At 70.1% G+C, this 19,904-nt stretch carries 21 protein-coding genes; 9 read left to right on the forward strand and 12 right to left on the reverse strand.

Annotated elements, in window-relative coordinates; all coding sequences use genetic code 11:
- Positions 1 to 27: 27 nt before the first annotated feature.
- Positions 28 to 1,014 carry an acyl-CoA dehydrogenase family protein gene (locus tag ACH4XV_RS26495; RefSeq protein ID WP_395793927.1) on the forward strand — a complete coding sequence of 329 codons (987 nt, stop codon included), beginning with the start codon at positions 28 to 30 and terminating at the stop codon, positions 1,012 to 1,014.
- 295 nt (positions 1,015 to 1,309) lie between these two features.
- Here the strand turns inward: ACH4XV_RS26495 and ACH4XV_RS26500 are convergent, their stop codons facing one another.
- From ACH4XV_RS26500 to ACH4XV_RS26510, 3 genes are all read right to left on the reverse strand, one after another.
- Positions 1,310 to 2,116: a class I SAM-dependent methyltransferase gene (locus ACH4XV_RS26500; protein ID WP_395793929.1), complete on the reverse strand. Its 807-nt coding sequence runs from the start codon at positions 2,114 to 2,116 to the stop codon at positions 1,310 to 1,312.
- Positions 2,117 to 2,188: 72 nt separating this feature from the next.
- On the reverse strand, positions 2,189 to 3,121 hold the full coding sequence (locus ACH4XV_RS26505) for an MMPL family transporter (RefSeq protein ID WP_395794442.1): 933 nt from the start codon (positions 3,119 to 3,121) through the stop codon (positions 2,189 to 2,191).
- Positions 3,118 to 3,888 (reverse strand): hypothetical protein, encoded by a 771-nt coding sequence (locus ACH4XV_RS26510; protein ID WP_395793930.1) that lies wholly within the window; start codon positions 3,886 to 3,888, stop codon positions 3,118 to 3,120. The genes ACH4XV_RS26505 and ACH4XV_RS26510 overlap by 4 nt, the downstream gene beginning before the upstream one ends.
- A gap of 157 nt (positions 3,889 to 4,045) precedes the next feature.
- Here ACH4XV_RS26510 and ACH4XV_RS26515 point away from each other — a divergent pair, with 157 nt between their 5' ends.
- Positions 4,046 to 4,825, forward strand: a complete 780-nt coding sequence (locus ACH4XV_RS26515; protein WP_395793932.1) for an SDR family NAD(P)-dependent oxidoreductase — start codon at positions 4,046 to 4,048, stop codon at positions 4,823 to 4,825.
- Positions 4,826 to 4,925: 100 nt separating this feature from the next.
- Here ACH4XV_RS26515 and ACH4XV_RS26520 read toward each other — a convergent pair whose 3' ends face one another.
- A complete protein-coding gene (locus ACH4XV_RS26520) occupies positions 4,926 to 5,654 on the reverse strand; it encodes a TetR/AcrR family transcriptional regulator (protein WP_395793934.1) in 729 nt (242 codons plus the stop codon).
- Positions 5,655 to 5,794: 140 nt separating this feature from the next.
- On the opposite strand from ACH4XV_RS26520, the gene ACH4XV_RS26525 reads away from it, so the two are divergent.
- A complete protein-coding gene (locus tag ACH4XV_RS26525) occupies positions 5,795 to 6,496 on the forward strand; it encodes an NAD(P)-dependent oxidoreductase (protein ID WP_395793936.1) in 702 nt (233 codons plus the stop codon).
- Positions 6,497 to 6,700: 204 nt separating this feature from the next.
- On the opposite strand, the gene ACH4XV_RS26530 is transcribed toward ACH4XV_RS26525, so the two are convergent.
- Complete coding sequence (locus ACH4XV_RS26530; protein WP_395793938.1) at positions 6,701 to 7,594, reverse strand: GyrI-like domain-containing protein; 894 nt, start codon at positions 7,592 to 7,594, stop codon at positions 6,701 to 6,703.
- Between the two features lie 220 nt (positions 7,595 to 7,814).
- On the opposite strand from ACH4XV_RS26530, the gene ACH4XV_RS26535 reads away from it, so the two are divergent.
- The 3 genes from ACH4XV_RS26535 to ACH4XV_RS26545 all read left to right on the forward strand — a co-directional run bounded on the left by ACH4XV_RS26535 (position 7,815) and on the right by ACH4XV_RS26545 (position 9,763).
- The gene (locus ACH4XV_RS26535; protein ID WP_395793940.1) at positions 7,815 to 8,375 is read left to right on the forward strand and encodes a dihydrofolate reductase family protein; all 561 of its coding nucleotides are present in this window, start codon (positions 7,815 to 7,817) and stop codon (positions 8,373 to 8,375) included.
- A 171-nt stretch (positions 8,376 to 8,546) separates the two neighbouring features.
- Positions 8,547 to 9,116 (forward strand): GNAT family N-acetyltransferase, encoded by a 570-nt coding sequence (locus ACH4XV_RS26540; RefSeq protein ID WP_395793942.1) that lies wholly within the window; start codon positions 8,547 to 8,549, stop codon positions 9,114 to 9,116.
- 101 nt (positions 9,117 to 9,217) lie between these two features.
- Positions 9,218 to 9,763 (forward strand): AAA family ATPase, encoded by a 546-nt coding sequence (locus ACH4XV_RS26545; RefSeq protein WP_395793944.1) that lies wholly within the window; start codon positions 9,218 to 9,220, stop codon positions 9,761 to 9,763.
- Between the two features lie 40 nt (positions 9,764 to 9,803).
- Here the strand turns inward: ACH4XV_RS26545 and ACH4XV_RS26550 are convergent, their stop codons facing one another.
- From ACH4XV_RS26550 to ACH4XV_RS26560, 3 genes are all read right to left on the reverse strand, one after another.
- Positions 9,804 to 10,523 (reverse strand): hypothetical protein, encoded by a 720-nt coding sequence (locus ACH4XV_RS26550; RefSeq protein WP_395793946.1) that lies wholly within the window; start codon positions 10,521 to 10,523, stop codon positions 9,804 to 9,806.
- Complete coding sequence (locus ACH4XV_RS26555; protein WP_395793948.1) at positions 10,520 to 10,993, reverse strand: hypothetical protein; 474 nt, start codon at positions 10,991 to 10,993, stop codon at positions 10,520 to 10,522. Before ACH4XV_RS26555 ends, ACH4XV_RS26550 begins: the two co-directional genes overlap by 4 nt.
- Before the next feature lie 173 nt (positions 10,994 to 11,166).
- A complete protein-coding gene (locus tag ACH4XV_RS26560) occupies positions 11,167 to 11,619 on the reverse strand; it encodes an ATP-binding protein (protein WP_395793950.1) in 453 nt (150 codons plus the stop codon).
- A gap of 263 nt (positions 11,620 to 11,882) precedes the next feature.
- Here ACH4XV_RS26560 and ACH4XV_RS26565 point away from each other — a divergent pair, with 263 nt between their 5' ends.
- The 3 genes from ACH4XV_RS26565 (at position 11,883) to ACH4XV_RS26575 (ending at position 16,431) form a co-directional block, all read left to right on the forward strand.
- Positions 11,883 to 12,773, forward strand: a complete 891-nt coding sequence (locus ACH4XV_RS26565) for a helix-turn-helix domain-containing protein (RefSeq protein WP_395793952.1) — start codon at positions 11,883 to 11,885, stop codon at positions 12,771 to 12,773.
- Entirely contained in the window at positions 12,745 to 12,948 is a 204-nt protein-coding gene (locus ACH4XV_RS26570; RefSeq protein ID WP_395793954.1) for a DUF397 domain-containing protein, read from the forward strand. Before ACH4XV_RS26565 ends, ACH4XV_RS26570 begins: the two co-directional genes overlap by 29 nt.
- A gap of 2,907 nt (positions 12,949 to 15,855) precedes the next feature.
- Positions 15,856 to 16,431, forward strand: coding sequence for a hypothetical protein (locus ACH4XV_RS26575; RefSeq protein WP_395793956.1), 576 nt, complete (start codon positions 15,856 to 15,858; stop codon positions 16,429 to 16,431).
- A gap of 149 nt (positions 16,432 to 16,580) precedes the next feature.
- Here the strand turns inward: ACH4XV_RS26575 and ACH4XV_RS26580 are convergent, their stop codons facing one another.
- The 4 genes from ACH4XV_RS26580 to ACH4XV_RS26595 are packed head-to-tail and all read right to left on the reverse strand — an operon-like array spanning position 16,581 to position 19,893.
- Positions 16,581 to 17,720 carry an acyl-CoA dehydrogenase family protein gene (locus ACH4XV_RS26580; protein ID WP_395793958.1) on the reverse strand — a complete coding sequence of 380 codons (1,140 nt, stop codon included), beginning with the start codon at positions 17,718 to 17,720 and terminating at the stop codon, positions 16,581 to 16,583.
- A 12-nt stretch (positions 17,721 to 17,732) separates the two neighbouring features.
- The gene (locus tag ACH4XV_RS26585; protein WP_395793960.1) at positions 17,733 to 18,206 is read right to left on the reverse strand and encodes a hypothetical protein; all 474 of its coding nucleotides are present in this window, start codon (positions 18,204 to 18,206) and stop codon (positions 17,733 to 17,735) included.
- A complete protein-coding gene (locus ACH4XV_RS26590; protein ID WP_126639322.1) occupies positions 18,203 to 18,730 on the reverse strand; it encodes a MaoC family dehydratase N-terminal domain-containing protein in 528 nt (175 codons plus the stop codon). The genes ACH4XV_RS26585 and ACH4XV_RS26590 overlap by 4 nt, the downstream gene beginning before the upstream one ends.
- Entirely contained in the window at positions 18,727 to 19,893 is a 1,167-nt protein-coding gene (locus ACH4XV_RS26595; RefSeq protein WP_395793962.1) for a CaiB/BaiF CoA transferase family protein, read from the reverse strand. The genes ACH4XV_RS26590 and ACH4XV_RS26595 overlap by 4 nt, the downstream gene beginning before the upstream one ends.
- Between the last annotated feature and the right edge of the window lie 11 nt (positions 19,894 to 19,904).

Here is a 19,904-nt window from a genome sequence, read left to right on the forward strand (position 1 = left end):
GGGGCTGAGCGAGAAGGTGGTCGGGACATGGATTTCCAGCTGAGCGAGGACCAGCGCGATCTGCGGTCCGGGGTACGGGAGTTCTGCGAGGGACGGTTCGACCGGGAGCGGATGAGGGCGCTGGTGGACAGCGCGCCGGTGCCCGGCATGGTGGACCGTGCGCTGTGGCGGGAACTGGCCGAGACCGGGTTCTTCTCGCTGCGGATCGCCGAGGAGGCGGGCGGGGTCGGACTCGGGGTGGCCGAGGCGGCGCTGGTGTACGAGGAGGCCGGGCGGGTGTTGTTGCCCGGGCCGCTGGTGGCCACGCATCTGGCCGCGTCGCTGCCGGGGCGGTTGGGCGAGGAGGCCGCTGCGGGTGACGTGGTGGTCGGGCTGATCGAGGGCGACTCGTGGCCGCTGCTGGTCGAGCATCTGGACGCGCTGGATTGTTTGTTGGTGCTGACGGACGAGGGCATCCGGCGGGTGGATCCGGCGTCGATGCGGGGGGCGCCGGTCGCGCATCCGGTGGATCCGTTCACGCCGGTGACGGCGGTGGACGAGCTGCCGGCCGGCGAGGTGGTGGCCGATGCGCGGGTCGCGCAGGAGTGGCGGCGGGTCGGGGCGGTGCTCACGGCTGCGCTGCAGTTGGGCATTGCGGGGCGGCTCACCGAGTTGGCTACGCAGTATGCGAAGGAGCGTGAGCAGTTCGGTCGGGTGATCGGGGGGTTCCAGGCGGTCAAGCACCTGTGTGCGGACATGCTGGTGCGGACCGAGATCGCTCGGGCGGCGGTGTACGCGGCGGCGGTGACATTGGATGACCCGGCGGTGGGGGATGTCGAGGTCGCGGTGTTGACGGCGAAGGTGATGGGGGACGACGCGGCTACGCGGAATGGGAAGGACGCCACGCAGGTGTATGGGGGGATGGGGTTCACCTGGGAGGTGGACGTGCATCTGTATGTGAAGCGGTCGTGGGTGCATGCGACGCAGTTCGGAGCGGCGGAGGAGAACGAGGCGGCGTTGGCTGCGACTCTTTAGCGGTGGGGCCGGCGTTGGGCTCAGGTTGTGTTGGGTGGCCTCAAACGCCGGCCGGGCTGATTGGCCTCATGCGCCGGCCGGGCTGTGGGGGTTCGTGGGTGCGGGTGGCCGCGGGCTGTTGGGGTGTTTGGCCGGCGTTGGGTTTGGGTTGTGTTGGGTGGCCTCAAGCGCCGGCCGGGCTGAATAGGGCTCAAGTACCGGCCGGGGTGTGGGGGCGTGTGTTTTGGCTGGGCTGGTTGGGCTCACCGGGTGACCGGGCCGGTTGGGCTCGAACGCCGGCCGGGGGGTTGGGGTTTTATGGAGTTTCGGGGCGTTTGATTCGGATGATGTCATGGTCGTGGTGGATGGTGTAGCCGGTGCCGGTTGGGTCGGCGAAGTGGGTGGTGACGTAGGTTTCGAGGTCCCGGCGGGTGGGGCGGGTGGGTCGTTCGGCCAGGTCCGGGACGTTGGCCATGAACTCGGCTACCGCGAGGGTGTCCGGCAGGTTGTCGGCGTGGAAGCGGACCGGGAGGGTTTCCAGGGTGCAGGACTCGACCAGGTCCTCGTGGCCGGTTCCGAGTGCCTTTGCCGTCGGTGACAAGTCGAAGCGGATGTCGTAGAAGTGCCTTACCAGGCGCATGCATTCGTTGTCGGGGTTCTGTAGGACGAGGACCAGTTCGCCGCCCGGGCGGACCCAGTCGAGCAGCCGGCGCACCGTGGGCAGATACTGCGACTCCGGCAGGAAATAGAACATGTGCGAGCACAGCGCGAAGTCGGCGAGGGCGGGCGGCTCGGCCGTCTCGACGGGGTCGCTCAGCACCTCCGCCTCCGGGTAGGTGAGGCGGAGGGCGTCGCGCATGTACTTGCTGGGTTCGATGGCGATGGTGCGCTCGAAGTGGCTGCCCAGGTACCGCGTGGTCGCCCCGGAGCCCGCCCCGATATCGAGGAACACCGAGCGCCGAGGCAGTCGTTCGACCAGGGCGAGCAGGTGGGCGTGGGTGACGGCTTTCTCGTCCGAGCCGGCGAGGAAGAGCTCGAAGGCTCGGCGGTAGTCGTCGGTGGTCACGTCGAGGACGCGGATCGGGTCGTCGGGCGAGTGGGCTTCGGACGGTGGCAACGCCATCGGTTTGGCCTCCCGGTGTGGAACACCCGCTGATCGCGGTGTCGTTGCCGGTCGCTGTGTGTCCGGCGCGGACTACGCTACGGGATCTTCGCGCGGGTCCGCGGTCTTCGGGCGGCGGCGGGTCGGCCACCAAAAGGCGCGGCCGGTGTCCAGGGCCAGTGCCGGGACCAGGATCGAGCGGACCAGGAAGGTGTCGATCAGTACGCCGAGGGCGACCAGGGCGCCGATCTGGATGAAGGCGACCTGGGGCGCGCCGGTGAGTGCGGCGAAGGTGGCGGCCAGGACCGCGCCGGCGCCGGTGATCACGCCGCCGGTGGCGGTCAGGCCGCTCAACACGGCCGATTCGTGGGCGTGGGTTCGGGCCTCCTCGCGGATGCGATGGATCAGGAAGATGTTGTAGTCGGCGCCCAGCGCGACCAGGAACAGGAAGCCGACCAGCATGATCTGTACGTCCATCGCCGGGAAGTCCAGGACTTGGCGGAAGAGTTGCCAACTCAGGCCGAGGGCGGCGAGGTAGGACAGCAGTACGGTCGCCATCAGGAGCAGCGGCGCGACCAGGACGCGCAGGAGCAGAACCAGGATCAGGAATACGACGCCGACCACCAACGGGATGACCGTGCGCCGGTCGTGCGCCTGGGCCGCCGCCTTGTCCAAGCCGGTTGCGGTGGGGCCGCCGACGAGGGCGTGGGCGTTCGGGACGGCGTGTACGGCGGCCTTGATCGCGGACAGCCGGTCGACGGCGGCGTCGCTGTCCGGGGGTACGTCCAGGACGGCTCGGATCTCGACCAGCGTGCCGTCGGTGGAGCGGAGCGGTGCGGTGCGCCGGGTGTGCCGATGCCGGGGACCGCACGCAGGGTGTGGGTGACGGCGTCCGCCGACGCGGCGTCGGCGACGATGCGGACCGGGCGGCTCCGGCCCGCCGGGAAGTGCGCGGCCAGCAGCTCCTGCCCGGCGACGGAGTGCTGGATGCGGGGTCGGGCGGAGGCGGAGCGGCCCGGGGGTCAGCCGGCTTTGTTCGGACCGGCGACAACCTGCTCGACCTGCTTCCGGACCAGTGCTTCGTCCGGGTGTTGTGGCGTGGTGCCGGTGAGGTTGACGCGCGTGATGCGGATCAGGGTGGTGCCCACACGTACCAGGACGATCGAGTGCACCCAGGCCTGCCCCGTGTCGGTGCGTGAGGTGGCCTCGAAGGCCAGGGTCTCGTCACCGAGGTGGGGAAAGTCGAAGGCCCGGTAGGTGAGAAGGCCGGACAAGCCGTCCTTCGTCACGTGCCGGTTCACGCATCGTGGAAGCAGGTCGCGGGCGGAGGGGATGACCTTTTTCGCGTCGTCGGCCGACAGGGAGGTCAGGCCGGAGCCGAGAATCGCGTATGCCTTGCCGCCGGGGGCAGGATCGTGGGTGATGATCGATGCCTTCGCGAGGACCTGATAGATCCCGGACGTCGGATTGCTCTGTGCGGCCAGCCGATCGCAGTCGTCCGACATGGCCGGCGGTTTGTCGTCGTCGCGGTCGGAGTCGACGTCGAGCTGCCAACCCTCCGGCATGTCCGTCTTCTTCAGCAGCACCCGCTTGAGCTCCGCCTTCGACAAGGCGCCGCCGGTGCCGGCGTCGGCCTCGGCCTCGGGTGTGCTCGGGCTCGGGACGGTCACGGTGCGCGGCTTCACGGAGGAGGCGTCGGCCAGCTCCTCAGCGGGACTCGCGCACGCCGTCACGGCGGCCAGGAGGGTGATCACGAGCGGGCCGACCATCCGGTGCGGGCGAACACGTACCAATGCACGAACCTTTGCGGGAGGTGGTGGGTGGGGTGCGGCCGGCTCAGTATGGCAGTCGTCGTTTGTGCTGATCAGGGCGGCGGTCCGTTGACAGTTCGCGGGGCCGGGGATATTCCTGACTGGTCGTCAGATCAGCTCGGCAGCTAGGGAGCCAGTCATGGAGCGCGACTTCGGGAGCCGGGCGGGGGCGGTCGTGGTCGTTGGGGCCGGGGGTGGGATCGGGGCCGCGATCTGCCGCATGTTCGCCGAGCGGGGGGCGGATTTGGCGGTCACCTATCGCAACGGGGCGGCGGTGACCGAGGCCGTGGCCGAGGAGGCCCGGGTCGGGTTCGGGCGGCGGGCTCGTGCGTGGCGGGTCGATTTGACCGACGCGGACGCGGTGGCGATGTTCGTGGCGGAGGCGGCGGCGGAGTTCGGCGGGGTGCACACGGTGGTGTACGCGGCCGGGCCGCACGTACCGATGTTGCATCTGAGTCGGGTCACCCCGGCGCAGTACCGCGAGCAACTGGACGGCGACGCCGCGGCGTTCTTCAACCTGGTACACCCGTCGCTGCCGCATCTGCGCGCGGCGGGCAACGGCAGCCTGGTCGCGGTCACCACGGCGGCCACCAGCCGATTCCCGGTGCGGGACGGCCTGTCGTCCTGTACGAAGAGCGCGGTCGAGGCCATCGTGCGCGGCATCGCGGCCGAGGAGGGCCGCTTCGGGGTGCGCGCCAACTGCGTCGGGCCCGGCATGCTTACCGACGGCATGGCCGCGCGGCTGATCGACAGCGGCGACCTCGACGACCGCGCGCTCGACGTGGCCCGCCGGAACATCCCGCTGCGACGCTTCGGGAGCGCGACGGACATCGCCGAGGCGGTGTGCTTCCTGGCCTCCGACCGCGCGGGCTTCATCAGCGGCCAGAAGCTGGACGTGGACGGCGGTTACGGCGTTTGACGACCGCGACCGGGCCGATGCGTGCGCGGAAGGGGCACGGTCGTCATCCCCGGCGCCGAGGAGCGCCGACGTGCGCGGATGTCGAAGCGCTGTCGGGGGGCTAGGCGTTGTCGGAGGGCGCGGCGCCGAGATTCAACGATGCGATCAACTGGGTGAGTTCGGCGCGGAAGAGCTTGTCCGGCGAATGAGTCTGCGCGCGCAGGTGGCCGTAGACCTCCAAGGCGACCAAGCCGTGCAGGTGTCCCCAGATCCGCAGCGCCAGGGCCACCCCGGCCGGCGGTAGCGCGGGGAACGCCGGGCGGACCTTGTCGAGCAGGCCGGGGTCGAAGTCGTCCCAGCCGAAGTCGCTGTCGCCATAGGCTCGTTCGGCGCCGTCCCAGGCCGTGTCCGCCAGCGCGGCGATGCCGACGCAGACCCGCCGGGCCGCGTCCGGCGCGGCGCCGCCGTCGGGGGCCCGATAGCCGGGGACGGGGTCGCCGTAGATCAGCCGGAAGCCCTCGGGGTTGGCCAGCGCCCAGTCGCGGAAGGCGTGCGCCCAGGCGCGGATCCGCTGCGTGGGGGCGTCCTGCGCGGAGGCGGCCCACGCGGCGTCGACGGCGTCGGCGAGCGCGGTGTAGACGTCCGCGATGAGCGCCGTGACCAGGTCGTCGCGGGTGGCGAAGTAGCCGTAGATGGCGTTGGCGGTCATGCCCATCTCGCGGGCGATCGCCCGCAGGGTGATCGCGTCGGGGCCGCCCGAGCCCATCAACTCCAGCGCCGTGCGCTTGATTTCGGCGATCGTCTCGACGCGCAGTCGCTCGCGTCGTCCGGTGCTTCGGGTGCCTGCCACGTGTTCACTGTACAGCGTCACTGTGCTGATTGCTGTGCATAAACTGCACGGCGTATAGTTTTTGCGCGGCGTGAGATGCGGGTCCGTCCGACTTTGCGTCGTGCATCCGGCATGAACACGTTCTGAAACCAGGGGGAACCATGCATATCGGCGTTATCGGAGCCACCGGCACGATCGGCAGTCGGGTCGTCACCGAGGCTCTTCAGCGCGGACACCGCGTCACGGCGTTCAGCCGGGATGCCTCCGCGATCACCGACCCGCGGGAAAACCTCGATTGGGCGAGCGTCGACGTACTGGACGCCACGAGCATCGCCGCCGTCCTGCCGGGCCTGGACGTCCTGGTCAGCGGCTTCCAGCCCGGAAACGCGGCGAAGGACTTCGCGGACACCGTCGAGCGCTCGATCGCGGACCCGACCGTCTATGCGACCGCCGCCCGGGCCCTGCTCAAGGCCCTGGAGAGTTACACCCGCGTCCGACTGATCGTGATCGGTGGCGCCGGCAGCCTGGAGATCGAGCCGGGCGTCGTCCGCGCCGACCATGATGAGCTGATCCGCGCATCGCTCGACGAACTGGGCCTGCCTCGCGGGTACGCCGCCGCCGTACGCGGCCACCGGGAGGCGCTGAACGTCCTGCGCGCCTCGAACCGGCTCTGGACCTACTTCAGCCCCGCCGAGCAGATCGGCCCCGGCGAGCGCACCGGTCGCTTCCGCATCGGCGGTGACCAGCCGGTGCTGGACGCCGACGGCCGGAGCCGGATCTCGGCGGAGGACGCGGCGGTTGCGCTGGTGGACGAGGCGGAGATGCCTCGTTTTGTCCAGCGGCGGTTCACTGTCGGCTACTGAGGCGATTGCCGAGTCGGCTCCTGCCGCAGTGTTCGTCCATTGGCGCCCGAGGCCACGGACTCCGAATTCCGGACGTCCCTCGGCACCGTGGCCCACCAACGACGCGCCCCGCCACGCCGACTGTGTTGATCGGCGTGGCGGGGCGGCGGGTCGTTCGGGACGTGGTCGGTCGTTGACTTGCCCTGCGGTACTGCCGAACTCGGGTCAGGACGCGGTGGGTTCCACCGGGATCCACAGGGACGCGTCGGCTCGGGTGCCGTCTGCGGTGGGGCGGACGCGGAGGATTTCCGGGCCCGGGCGGCTGCGGTACGGGTTGGACGGGAACCATTGGGTGAAGATGTCGCGCCACAGGTATTGGAGGGCCTGCGGGTACGGGCCGGAGTTCTCGAAGACGGCCCAGGTGCCGGCCGGGACGGCCAGGGTGTCGAGGGCGTCGGGGTCGTCGGGACCGTCGGCGCTGTCGGGAACCTGATGGCTCGTCACGACGCCGTGGTAGTAGTCGAGTTCGGTGCCCTCGGCGCGGCTGGGGTCGAGGTCGTCGGTGACCGCGACGATCCCGTCCGGGTCCTGGTCGGAGAGGGCCTTGATGCGGGCGGTCGTCTCCCGGTCGATGCCCCCGACGAACTCGGCGATCGCCTGGTTCACGCCCTCGTGGACGAGCGGGACCCTGGCCCTCTTGCCGACCACGCGGAACGCGTCCTTGTGCACGATCCGATATCGCATGCTGCTGCTCCCATCGATGACGAGTCGGAAGGACATCCGCGGCTGTGCGCTGAGCACCGCACCGGTACGCCGGGCTTCGCCCGGGCCCACGCCGTGCATGGCGCGGAACGCGCGGGCGAAGGCCTCGCCCGAGGAGTAGCCGTGGCGGACCGCGACCTCCAGCAGGGTGGGCTCGCCGGCCAGGACCTCGGCGGCTGCCAGGGTGAGCCGTCGGCGTCGGATGTACTCCGACAGCGGCATCCCGGCCAGCGCGGAGAACAGGCGGCGGAGGTGGTACTCCGACGTCATGGCGATCCGCGCCAACTCGGCCACGTCGAGATCCTGGTCGAGGTGCGACTCGATGTGGTCCAGGGCCTGGTTCAGCTGCTCCAGCACTGCGGGTTCCTTCTTCCCTTCTGTTCTGCCTTCTTCCTTGCATCGACAACGCTAGGGAGGGGGCGATGGGGCGGACCCGACATCCTGTGCCCACTTCGGTCGGGTGGGTGAGTGGTCGGGCGGGTGGGTGGCCCGGTGATGTCGTCGGCGCCTGGGAGGGTGGCCGTGCCGTGTGCGGTGCGGTGTGGTTCGGTCCGCGACGAGTTCGATGAGGTGTGCGATGCGGAAGATCGTGTACTGGCAGTCGGTGACCCTCGACGGGTTCATGGAGGGGCCGAATCGGGAGATCGATTGGAGTGCGGTCGACGACGAGTTGCACGAACACTTCAACGAGCGACTGCGGAAGATGAGCGCCTTTCTGCAGGGGCGGGTCGTGCACGAGTTGATGGCCGACTTCTGGCCGACGGCGGACGCCGGTCCGGAGAGCGTCGGGCCGATGCTGGAGTTCGCCGGGATCTGGCGGGACATGCCGAAGATCGTCTTCTCCCGGACCCGCGAGTGGACCGACTGGAACACCACGACCAAACGGGACGTGGTTCCCGAGGAGATCATGGCGCTCAAGGCGGAGCCGGGCGGCGACATGGTGGTGGGCGGTGCGGACCTGGCGGCCACGTTCCAGCGGTTGGGCCTGATCGACGAGTACACGGTGTACGTGCACCCGGTGCTGATCGGCCGCGGGAAGCCGATGTTCCGGCCCACGGACGAGAAGACCGACCTGCGGCTGGTGGAGAGCCGGGTCTTCGGGAGCGGGGTTGCGCTGCTGCGCTATCAGGTCCGGTGAGGTGACGGGCGGCTCCGCCGGGGTCGAGCGGGCTACGTCGCCTTCCGCGACCGCGGGTCGTCCGGACGTCGAACCGTGAGCGGCGGTCGTCCGCCGCTGCGGATGTACGTCCATGCGGTGGCCGGAGGACGCTCGTTGCGGAGCGGCGTTGGGCAAACGATCATGGCGTTCATGGCGCAACCGAGGCAGATCATCGAATGTGGAGACTTCGTCCTGCGACGTTGGCGGGCGCAGGAGGACTTCGCCGCGGCGTTCACGTTGATCGATGAATCCGTGGACCACCTTCGCCCCTGGGAGCCGTGGGTGGCTCAGCACAGCGAGGAGTACACCCGCAAGCTGCTCGAACGGTTCGAGAAGGGCTGGGCGAACGGTGACGTGTACAACTACGCGATCACCCGGGACGGCACTCCCGTGGGCATGTGCCAGACCTACCGTGCGCCCGAACCGCAGGGCCGACGTATGGGTTACTGGCTGCACCCCGCCGCCACCGGCAAGGGTCTTGCCACGAGGGCGACCGCTGCGCTCGTCGAAGAGACTTTCACCCTGCCGGAGTTGGAGTACGTGGAGATCACGCACGACGTGGCCAACGCCGCGAGTGAGGCGATACCGCGGCGGTTGGGCTTCACCGAGATCCGGCGGGAACCGGGGACGCCGCCGGTGGCTCCGTCGGGGACCGGGATCGACGTGGTTTGGCGGTTGAATCGCCCGGTGGCGGGCGCCGAGGGCGCTGCGGGCGGCTGAACCGGCGAACGCTCGGGGGGTCGGCGAGAGTTGCGTACGGCGTCGGGCTCGGCCGGGCTTTTGGGAGATCCGGACGAAGGCTCACTGCGAGGGGGTCTGCGGTGCGGGAGCTGGATTCGGCGATTGTGCTCGTCACGGGTGTCATGGCGGCCGGGAAGTCCACGGTTGCCCAGCTGTTGGCCGAGCGGCTGCCGCGGTCCGTACATCTGCGCGGCGACACCTTCCGGCGGATGATCGTGTCGGGCCGGGAGGAGGTGACGCCTCGGCCGACCGCCGAGGCGACGGAGCAACTGCGGCTGCGGCACGGGGCTTCCGCGGCGGTCGCGGACATGTACGCCCGGGCCGGGTGGACCGTGGTCGTCCAAGACGTGGTGCTCGGCGAACACCTCACCGCGTTCGTGGACGCCGTGGCCACGCGGCCCCTGTACGTCGTCGTCCTTGCCCCGAGCCGGGAAGCGGTGACGGGACGGGAGGCCGGCCGTGACAAGACCGGCTACGGCGGGCCCTGGACGGTGGATGCCCTCGACGGGGCCCTGCGCCGGGACACCCCACGGCTGGGGTTGTGGTTGGACACCTCCGATCTGACCCCCGACGGGACGGTTGACGGCATCCTCGCGGACCTGGCGACCGCTCGCGTCGGGGGTTGATCGATCGCGCTGTCCTCTCCGTCTGCGCGGTGATGGTTGGTCAGGGTTCCGGGATGGATGTCGCGGGTGTGGCGAGGATTTCGCCGAGTGGGTGGCGTAGGACGTTGCCGGTGATCAGCCGGTGGGGGATCGGGCCGGTGGCGACGTCGCCGTTGGTGAGGATCGTCGGATAAGTCGCGGCCAGGCGCGGCGGGTTGGGTCGGCCGATGCCGGATCGCCGGCGGTCGACGGCGATGTGGTCCGGGGGGACGCCGAGGAGGAGGAGTTCGGCTCGGGCGGCGCCGATGCGCTGGTCGGGGACGGTTTCGACGATGTCGACGCGCAGAGGGATGTGCAGGCCGAGCGCGGTGACGATGTTGGTGCGGGTACGGATGTGGCTGCCGGACCGGTGGGTGATGGCCTCGCGTTGGACGGGGGCGTCGGAGTACCAGCGGGTGGCGAGGCGGACTCGTTCGTGGGTGAACAGGGTCCAGTGGCAGCGGGTGACGTGGATGAGATCGGTGACGACCTCGATGTCCGGGCGGGCCCGGATCGTGTGGCACAGGACCTCGGTGAACGCGGGGTGGGCGGTGGGCTCGCCGCCGGCGAATCGCACCGAGTCGGCGCCGAGTTCGACCGCCTCGGTGATGATCCGACACCAGGTCTCCGGCGGCATGAGGGCGTGGTCGACGGGGCATGGCGGTCGGCATGGGGTGGTGAGTTCGAGGGTGATGTGCGTGACGGTTCGTGTGGGGTCTCGTCGGGCGGGGGTGATGATCACGACGGGGGCTCCGGAGGGGATGGGTTTGCCGGGTCGGCGCGGAATCCGAGGCTCTGGGCTGCGGCTCGGATCGCGCTGCGGACTTCGGGCAGCGTGCAGGGGGCCTGTTCTTGGTCGAGGGGTGGGACGAGCCAGACGAGGGCGTCGGTGGGTTGGGAGTTCGGGCGGGGGATGGTGATCCAGCAGCCTCGACCGTGATGGCGGGGGCCGCACCCGCGCTCGCGTGGCGGCATGGCGTCGGGGGGTGCGGGTGGGATGAGGAAGCCGAGGCGGCGGTATCGCCGGTCGAGGATGATCGGGCCCGGGGTGATGTGGCGGGCACGCAGGACGTCGAGGGCGGACCGGCCGAGGGTCTCGCTCACCTCGATGACGTCGAAGGTCACGCCGGCGGCGACGAGGTAGGGGGCGTAGGGATTGCGGACACGGGCGTGGTCGGCTTCCACCCATGGGGGCTTCAGCAGGTATTGCATGAGGAATCGCCTTTGGTGGTGTGGGAGTTGGGGCGCATTGGCATGGCCATGGCATGCCGGGACGTGCCGGGACTGCCCTTCTCCCGCCGGGGGAGTGAGCCCGATCCCGTGGGCGCGTTGTGCGTGAGTGGCCGGCGCCGGCCGGCTTGGTGCGCGGTCGCCGGCGGTTGTTGTCAGAAGAGGTGAACCTGCGTCGGATCCGGGCGGCGGGTCGTTGTTTCGCCTACGTGGATCCAGGCGGAGACGAGCTTGCCGACGGGTGTGCGGGTCCAGGTGAACCCGGCGGCGTCCGCACACACCATGGCCAGCCCCCGGCCGCACTGGGCCTCCGCCGGGATGTCCGCGAGGTTCGAGAGGGATGGGCACGGTGAGGGGTAGTAGTCCCACACCGCGATGTCGAGCTTCCCGCCGTCGAGGGTCACTATTAGCGTGAACTCGGCCCGGGAGGCCCGCCCTTGAGCATGCCGAACCGCATTGGTGGCCAACTCACTGGCAATGAGCCGAGCCGCGTCGACGGCGTGTGCCGGGCATCCGATGGCAGCGCAGAAGCTCCGCACACGATGGCGCACGGCTCCTACGGATGGTTCGACGAGGGGGAAATCCTGTTTCAGGGCGTTGCGTTGCACGGCGGCTCCCGAGATCACGCCGGAGTGCGCAGGCGGTGGGCGTCGGAAGCAGCGGAACAACGAACCCGGGTGGGATGTGTCCCTTGCCCTGCCTTGGCACAGATCTTGATCGCCACTCGGTCGTCGGTTGAACGCCTAGAGTGACCATGAATACTGTCGTCTGTTTCGTGAAACGCGTCAACTTATTCGCGAAACACGATCGGGTGAATCGGTCGTGGATCGCTGCACGACGTAGGAGACTGTCCCGAGATCGAAGGAGGACGATGGGCTACGCAACAGACGATCAACTTGATCTCGCGTCGCTCCTCAGGGAGTTGCGCGTCGACTCCGGCTTGTCGTTGCGGGTCGCCGCACCCCGCGCCGACCTCTCGGCGCCGGTGCTGAGCCGGATCGAGAATGGTCAGCGACCGCCCGGGTCGATCGAGGAGATCGAGAAGCTGCTTGATGGCTACGGCACATCGGGCGAGCAGCGAGCCCGAGCGCTACAGCTGACGCAGAACGTACTGGCCGAACAGGAGCGCACCGAGCACTGGTCGGATGCGTACGTCGATTTGCTGCCCGCCAGCTACGTTGAGTACATCAAGCTCGAAGACGAGGCCGAGTCCGTCACGGAAGTCCAGATCAACGGTCTGCCGGGGCTGTTGCAAACCGAGCGTTACGCCCGCGCGATCACCCAGCGTACGTACGCTGGGAGTGCGGAGCGGGTCGAAGACTTGGTCGCAGTACGTCTCAAGCGCCAGGAGCGTCTGCGGGGAGAGTCGCCATTGTTGTTGAATGCGATCTTTACCGAGGCGGCTCTTCGAACGCAGGCCGGCAGTCCACAGTTGATGCACCAACAGATGCAGCATCTTGCGGTGGTGGCTCGATGGCCGAGGGTGGACGTGATCGTGATCCCGTTCTCCACTGCCGTTGACGCAGCCTTGGCGAGCACATTTACCCTGTTCGAAGGCGTTGGTGGACGTCGTCCTGATCGCCCCTCGCGAGCCGCGCTTGTGGAGCAGGGCGCCGTGGTCACCCGCTCGATTACCACGGACGATCTCTTCGTCTCACGGGCGCGGCGCGTGATTCAACGCCTGCGGCATGCGGGGTTGGATGCAGATCAGTCACGCAAGATGATTGATGTTTATGTCGAGTATTGGGGAACCCGTGATTGACCAAGCGTGGTCGCTGAGGTGGCGCAAGTCTACGTACAGCCAAGACGACGGGGCATGCGTCGAGGCGGCGTCGGCAGCTTCGGTTGTCGCAATCCGAGACTCGAAAATCCTCGCAGGGCCTGCGATCGGCTTCAGCGGAAGTGTGTGGGCTGCGTTTCTCGACCATCTCAAGTAGGCATGGCGGACAGAATGCCGACTGCGCGGTTGCGTGGCGTGTTCTGGTGAAAGTCGTCGCGGAGCCAGTAGGAGTCTGCGTGTGTCGAGGGAGCGGCCGACGATTCGGCGGTCTTCGCGTGTGACTCGAAGCCGCCGACACCCCGGAGCTGAGCTTCGGGCGCGCCTCCTGGGGTCCGGGATCCGCTGCGCTCCGCCACTGCATGGGCCGGAGGCGAAATCACCGGCGGTCCGGGTCAGATGCCTGGGCTCTCGGCCAGATGCGGGTGCTGCCACGGGAAAGGCACCAGTAGCGGAGGGGCTGGGCTGGGTGCGTCGGCTGCCTTCCGAGTGAGTGGGGTGTTCCCGGTGGGCGTTGCGCTTCGGTCCCGGGGGCTGGCACGGGGCCGGTCCGGCACGTGGGGTGGGCCGCCGCCGGCGTGTGGGGCTCCGGGACCTGGGGTTTCCGGTGAGACGAGCGTGGTGGTCGGCATAAAAGCACCCGGCGGCGGCGGGCGGAGTGGGTGCTCGGGTTGGGTTCGCCGTGCGTTCCCGAGTGGGCCGGGTTCTTCCGGCGGGCGTTGCGCTTGTGGTTGCGGGTGGCTGGTGCGGGGTGGGTCAGGGCCGATGGTGGGCCGCCGCCGGCGTGCGTGGCTCCAAGACTCCGGCTTCCGGCGAGACGGGCGTGTTGCTCGGCGAAAAAGCGGCCGGCAGCGGCGGGCAGGGAGGGCGCTCGGGTCGGGTTTGCCGGGCATGCGTTCCCGGATGGGTCGGGTGCTTCCGGCGGTTGTTGCGCTTGTGGTTGCGGGTGGCCGGTGCGGGGCCGGTCAGAGTCGGTGATGGGCCGCCGCCGGCGTGCGGGGCTCCAAGACCCGGGCTCCCGACGAGACGGGCGCGTTGGTCGGCGAAAAGCGGCCGGCAGCGGCGGGGGGAGACGGGCCGGGTCGAGTTCGCCGGGCGTGCGTTCCCGGGTGGGCCGGGTTCTTCCGGCGCGCGTCACGCCTTTGGCCGCCGATGGCCGGTGCGGGGCCGGCCAGAGCCGGTGATGGGCCGCCGCCGGCGTGCGGGGCTCCAAGACCCGGGCTCCCGACGAGACGGGTGTGTTGCTCGGCGGAAACCGGCTGGCAGCGGCGGGGGGAGAGCCCTCGGGTCGAATCCGCCGGCGAGCCTTCCCGAGCGGGTCGGGGAGGGACATTTCGATGTGCGCTTGGTTTGTGAGGGCGGGAGTTCACGAAGCCGGACGGCGTGGGGTGCCGTGGCCTCGACGTGAGAGAAAACCGCAGGTCAGTGCGAGGGAGGGGCGTTTGAGACGCTTCGGGATCCGGTTTCGGCGCCCACTGGGCACTTTCGGTCTTCTCAACGGCCTGTGGTCGCGGCGCTCGAAGTCGGCGGCGACTGGGCGCTTTTGGTCTCTACAGCGGCGTTGAGGGTGTCGGAGTGCACGAAACCGGCACTCGACGCCCGACTTTCCGCCCCGACCCCGCAAAACCGCAGGTCACCGAAGCTCGAAGCCCACAACCACCCATCGCGATCCGGTTTCGGATCCCAACTCCCCTCCAAACGCGCCCGGAGCACCTGACCCACTCGGGAACGCATGCCCGGCGAACCCGACCCAAGCGCCCTCCCTGCCCGCCGCAGCAGGCCGCTTTTCCGCCGAGCAACACGCCCGCCTCGTCGGGAACCCCACGTCTCGGAGCCCCGCACGCCGGCGGCGGCCTGCTCGACGACTCTGACCGCCCCCGCACCAGCCCACGCCACCACAGGTGCAACGCGCGCCGAGAACACCCGACCCACTCGGGAACGCATGCCCGGCGAACCCGACCCGACCAGCCTCCCTGTCCGCCGCTGCCAGCCGGTTTCCGCCGAGCAACACACCCGCCTCGCCGGGAGCCCGGGTCTCAGAGCCCCGCACGCCGGCGGCGGCCCATCACCGGCTCTGGCCGGCCCCGCACCGGCCATCGGCGGCCAAAGGCGTGACGCGCGCCGGAAGAACCCGGCCCACCCGGGAACGCACGCCCGGCGAACTCGACCCGACCCGTCTCCCCCCCCGCCGCTGCCGGCCGCTTTTCGCCGACCAACGCGCCCGTCTCGTCGGGGCCTCGAAGTCTCGGAGCCCCGCACGCCGGCGGCGGCCCATCACCGACTCTGACCAGCCCCGCACCGGCCACCTGCAACCCAAGGCGCAACGCGCGCCGGAAACGCCCGGCCCACTCGGGAACGCATGCCCGGCGAACCCGACCCGAGCCCCCACCCCGCCCGCCGCCGTCGGGTGCTTTTTCGCCGACCAACACACCCGCCTCGCCAAAAGCCGCCAGTCTCGGAGCCCCGCACGCCGGCGGCGGCCTGCTCGACGACTCTGACCGCCCCCGCACCAGCCCACGCCACCACAGGTGCAACGCGCGCCGAGAACACCCGGCCCACTCGGGAACGCGCGCCCGGCGAACCCAACCCGACCAGCCTCCCCGCCCGCCGCCGTCGGGTGCTTTTGCGCCGACCAACACACCCGTCTCGCCAAAAGCCCCCAGTCTTGGAGCCCCGCACGCCGGCGGCGGCCCACCACCGACCCGGACCAGCCCCGCACCGGCCAGCCGCAGCCACAAGCGCAACGCCCGCCGGGAAGGCCCGGCCCCCCGGGAAGGCTCGCTGGAGGGGTCGACTTGACCACCAATACCACCCTGCCCGCGTCTTGATGCGGGCGGGCGGACGGGGCCGGCGGGTGATGCGTGCTGGGGCGACCCCCGTGTGCCGGTGCCGCAAGCGGTAGAACGCGCAGGTCGTAGGCTCAACGCGCGCGTAGTCGACGCGCGTTGCCTTCATGGAGGAATCGTTGCGCCTGTTCATGGTGCCCGTCGTGGGTGCCGTTGCGTTGGTCGTTGCCGGGTGTGCCGCTGAGAAGGCCCCGTCGGTTCGGGGCACGGCGGCTCCGAGTGTGGCTGCCGAGGTCGTCCCCGCCGCGGGGCAGACCGCGTCGTCCGCCGACGTGACTCGGATTGTGCGTACCGGGATCGAGCGGGTGCGCTCGGCCTCGTCGCTGCACATGGTCAAGACCGCCGAGAGCGACGACGGTTCGCCGACCGTGATGGACCTGCGGATGGTCACGGGCAAGGGCAATCGCACCAGCCTCCGGGAGGGCGACTTCGCGATCGAGGAGATCGTGATCGGTGCGGACCTGTTCAGCCGTAGGGGCTACGGTCCGTGGGAGCGCTACGCCGTGGATCCCGAGCACCCGTCCATGTCTAGTGGGGAAGTCGCCGCGATACCGACCTTTGCCCAGTCGCTCTACGAACAGGCCGCCCATCCGGAGGCATTGACCATCGTGGAGCCCGTCAAGATCGACGGTGTGCGCTGTTTCGGCGTGCAAAGCGGCACGCTGATCGCCTATTTCACACCGGGCGACGGCGGATACCTCCGCCGCTGGACGCAGCGCACCCCGATCACCCACCTGACCACCGACATCACCGAGCTCGACACGCCGATCGACCTGAAGCCCCCGACCGTCCGATAGGCGTATGCGGCACGGGCGTTCGCGCGGCGCGACGGACAAGACCCGCGTGATGGTTCACGCAGGGCTGGAAAACCGAACGGGGGCGACCCCCGCACCTGCGGGAGTCGCCCCCGGCCCGGTCGCCCTCGGCCCGGTCGTCGTCGGTGCGCTCAGCCCTTGTCGAGCACGTCCGCCGCGATGAGATCCTCCAGGTAGCGGTCGTCCCACCAGTTGAGTTGCAGGGACTTGGCGCGGCGGAAGTACAGCTGCACGTCGCATTCCAGAGTGAAGCCCATTCCGCCGTGGACGTGTACCGCCAGGTCCGTGACCTCGCGGTAGGTGCGGGCGGCGAAGAGCTTGGCCATCGGGGCCAGGCGGGCGGTGTCGCGGCCCTTGTCGCGGGACCAGGCGGCCTCCCAGACCAGGGTCTCGGCGCCGTCGACGGCGGTCGAGGCGTCGGCCAGGTTGTGCGCGATCGCCTGGAAGGCGCCGAGCGGCTTGTCGAACTGCTTGCGGTGCTTGGCGTATTCGACGGTGATCTCCAGGGCGCGCTTGGCGCCGCCGACCGCTTGGGCGGCGAGCAGGATCAGGCCGTCGTGCAGGACGTCCGACCAGACCGGCCAGCCGGCCCCGACCGTGCCGACCAACTCGCCGCGCACGTCGGCGAGTTCGACTCGGTATTGGGTGTCCGAGGCGATCGTCTGCTGCTGGGTCGTGGTGACCCCGGCCGCCTTCGGGTCGACCAGGAACAGCGACACGCCCTGGTTCGGGTCGCCCGGGGTGCCCGCGGTGCCGGTGCGGGCGAGCACGAGCAGGACGTCGGCCGCCGCCGCGTAGGCGACGTGCCGCTTCGTGCCGGACAGCAGGTAGCCGTCGCCGTCCGCGCGGGCCGCCAGCGCGACGCCCTTGCCGCCGAAGCCGCGGTCCGGCTCCAGCCACGCCACGCTCGCGATCGTGGTGCCCGCCGCGATGCCCGGCAGGTACTTCTCGCGCTGCTCGTCGGACCCGGCCGCGGCCAGCACGCCGCCGACAAGAACCGAGCTGACGAAGTGCGGAGTCGGCGCGAGGGACCGGCCGAACTCCTCGTAGACCACGGTCGCGTCGAGCGTGGTCATCTCCGACCCGCCCCACTTCTCGGGCAGCGTCAGACCGGTCAGGCCGGCCTCGCCGAGCTTCTTCCAGAAGTCCTCGGGGTAGCCGACCGGGTCGTTCTCCAGCTCGCGAACGACGGTGAGGTCGGCGTGCCGGGCCGTCAGGCCGCGCACGGTCTCCCGGAGGATGTCCTGTTCCTGGGTGAAATCGAGGTCCATCGCGCGTCTCCTCTAGGGCTTCCAGCGCTCGCCGCGCCGGTCCCACGGGTTGTCGTCGGGGGTGGTGGGCAACGCGATTCGCGCGGTGGCCGTGGTGCGGACCGCGCCGTCGACGGTCAGCGAGATCTCGGCCCGGACCCAGCCGCAGCCGGTCTCGTCCACGCAGACGTCGTCCACCGTGCCGGTGAGCAGCATGTGGTCGCCGGGGAAGACCGGCTTGGTCATCCGGAACACCATCCGGCCGATCCGGCCCTTCGGGCCGGTCCAGTCGTTGAGGTAGCGCTCGAACCAGGCGGCCTGGTTCGGGGTGTTCAGGAAGATGTCCTGCACACCTTGGCGCTCGACCGCGAATTTGTGATCGTGGTGCATCGGCCGCCAGTCGCGGCTGGCCAACGCGCCCAGGATGACCGTGGTCGCGGTGACGTCCACGCCGAAGGTCGGCAGTGCGTCGCCCTTGGCCAACCGGTCCAGGGTCAGGTCGCTCATGCGGTGGCCTCCCGCCGGTAGCCGTAGCCGGTGTAGGACTCGGTGCCGAGCAGGGCGCCGTCCTGGTTGTGGTACTCGACGTCGATCACCCAGAAGCGGCCGATCCCGAGCTTGGTGCGCTTTTCCGGGCTGACCGACCGGAGTACCTGACGCGACGTCACGATGTCGCCCAGGCGCACCGGTTCGTAGAACACGTTGGTGTTGTCGGTCATGATCGCCTCGGGCAGTTCGAAGCGGATCTTGAGGTCGAAGTGCACCTGGAGGGACAGTTGCTCACCCTCCGCGCCGGGCGCCCAGTAGTGCGGGCGGGCCCACGCGGACAGCAGGCTGAGCGGGGCTATGTGACCGCCCGTCAGTTCCGCCGCGACCGCGTCGTCCCAGAACAGCGGATTGCCGTTTTGCACCGACGCGCACGAGGTCCAGATGTAGCCGCGCTCGGCGGGGAAGTCACCCCGCTTCTCGTACTGGACCTTGCCGATCAGCGCCGCCACGTCCTCGGGCAGCGTGGTGTCCTGTGCCGTCATGCGACCACTCCTGAAGCACGAAGCTCGGCCACCCGGTCGGGGGTGTACCCGGCGGAGGTGAGCAGCTCGTCGGTGTCGGTGATCCCGGATTCGCGGACCGGGTACGGTTCGGTCGGCGCCTGCTGACCGGCCAGCACCGGGCCCACCTGGCGGAACTCGCCCTGGGCGGGGTGGGTTGCGGTGGTGAACGCGCCGCGGGCCAGATACTGCGGGTCGGCCAGCAGTTCCGGTACGGACGACACGGCCGACACGCAGGTGTCGGCGGGGGCCAGCTCGGCCACCCAGTCGTCCCGGTCGCGGCCGGCGAACACCGTCGAAAGGTCGGCCCGGATCGCGTCCTGCGCGTCGTCGTCGAGCTGGCGCGACGCCCACTTGTCCAGCCCGGTCAACCGGCACAGGTTGGCCCAGAAGCGGCCCTCGATCGCGGCCACCGCCAGCCACTTGCCGTCCCGCGCGCGGTAGGTGTCGTAGCACGCGTAACGGCCCGTCAAAATGCCGTGCCGGGGCTCCGGTTCGACGCCGGTGGCCAGGTACTCGTCCACGCCCAGCGCCATCAGCGCGAGCATCCCGTCGGCCACCGAGACGTCCAGGCGCGCGCCGTCGCCGGTGCGCTGCCGGCGGAACAGCGCGCCCATGATCGCGATCACCGCGTGCATCCCGCCGCCCGCGCTGTCCGCGACGGTCGCGCCCGGGATCGGCGGTCCGCCGTCCGCGCCGGGGCCGGACACGTGCAGGAAGCCGCCCACGCCCAGGTAGTTCAGGTCGTGCCCGGCCTGCTGGGCGTACGGGCCGTCCTGACCGAAGCCGGACGTGGAGCAGTAGACGATCGAGGGGTTGCGCGCCGAGGCCGCGTCCGGGCCGATGCCCAGGCGGTCCACCACACCCGGGCGGAAGCTCTCGATCACCACGTCGGCGCCCTCGACCAGGGTCAGGAACGCCTCGCGGCCCTCGGGCGCCTTCATGTCGAGCAGCACGCGCCGCATCCGCCGGTGCGCGCTGTACGAGTAGTAGGGCGGCGCGATCTGCACGCCGCTCCGGGCCGGGACCGGGCCGACCTTGATCACGTCGGCGCCGTAGTCCGCCAGCCAGCGCGAGGCGCGGGCGGCGGGGCCCACGCTCGCCAGGTCCAATACGGTGACGCCTTGCAGGAACTCTCCGGACATGACGTGGCCCC

The organism is Embleya sp. NPDC020630 (genome assembly GCF_044334985.1).
Classification (GTDB): domain Bacteria; phylum Actinomycetota; class Actinomycetes; order Streptomycetales; family Streptomycetaceae; genus Embleya.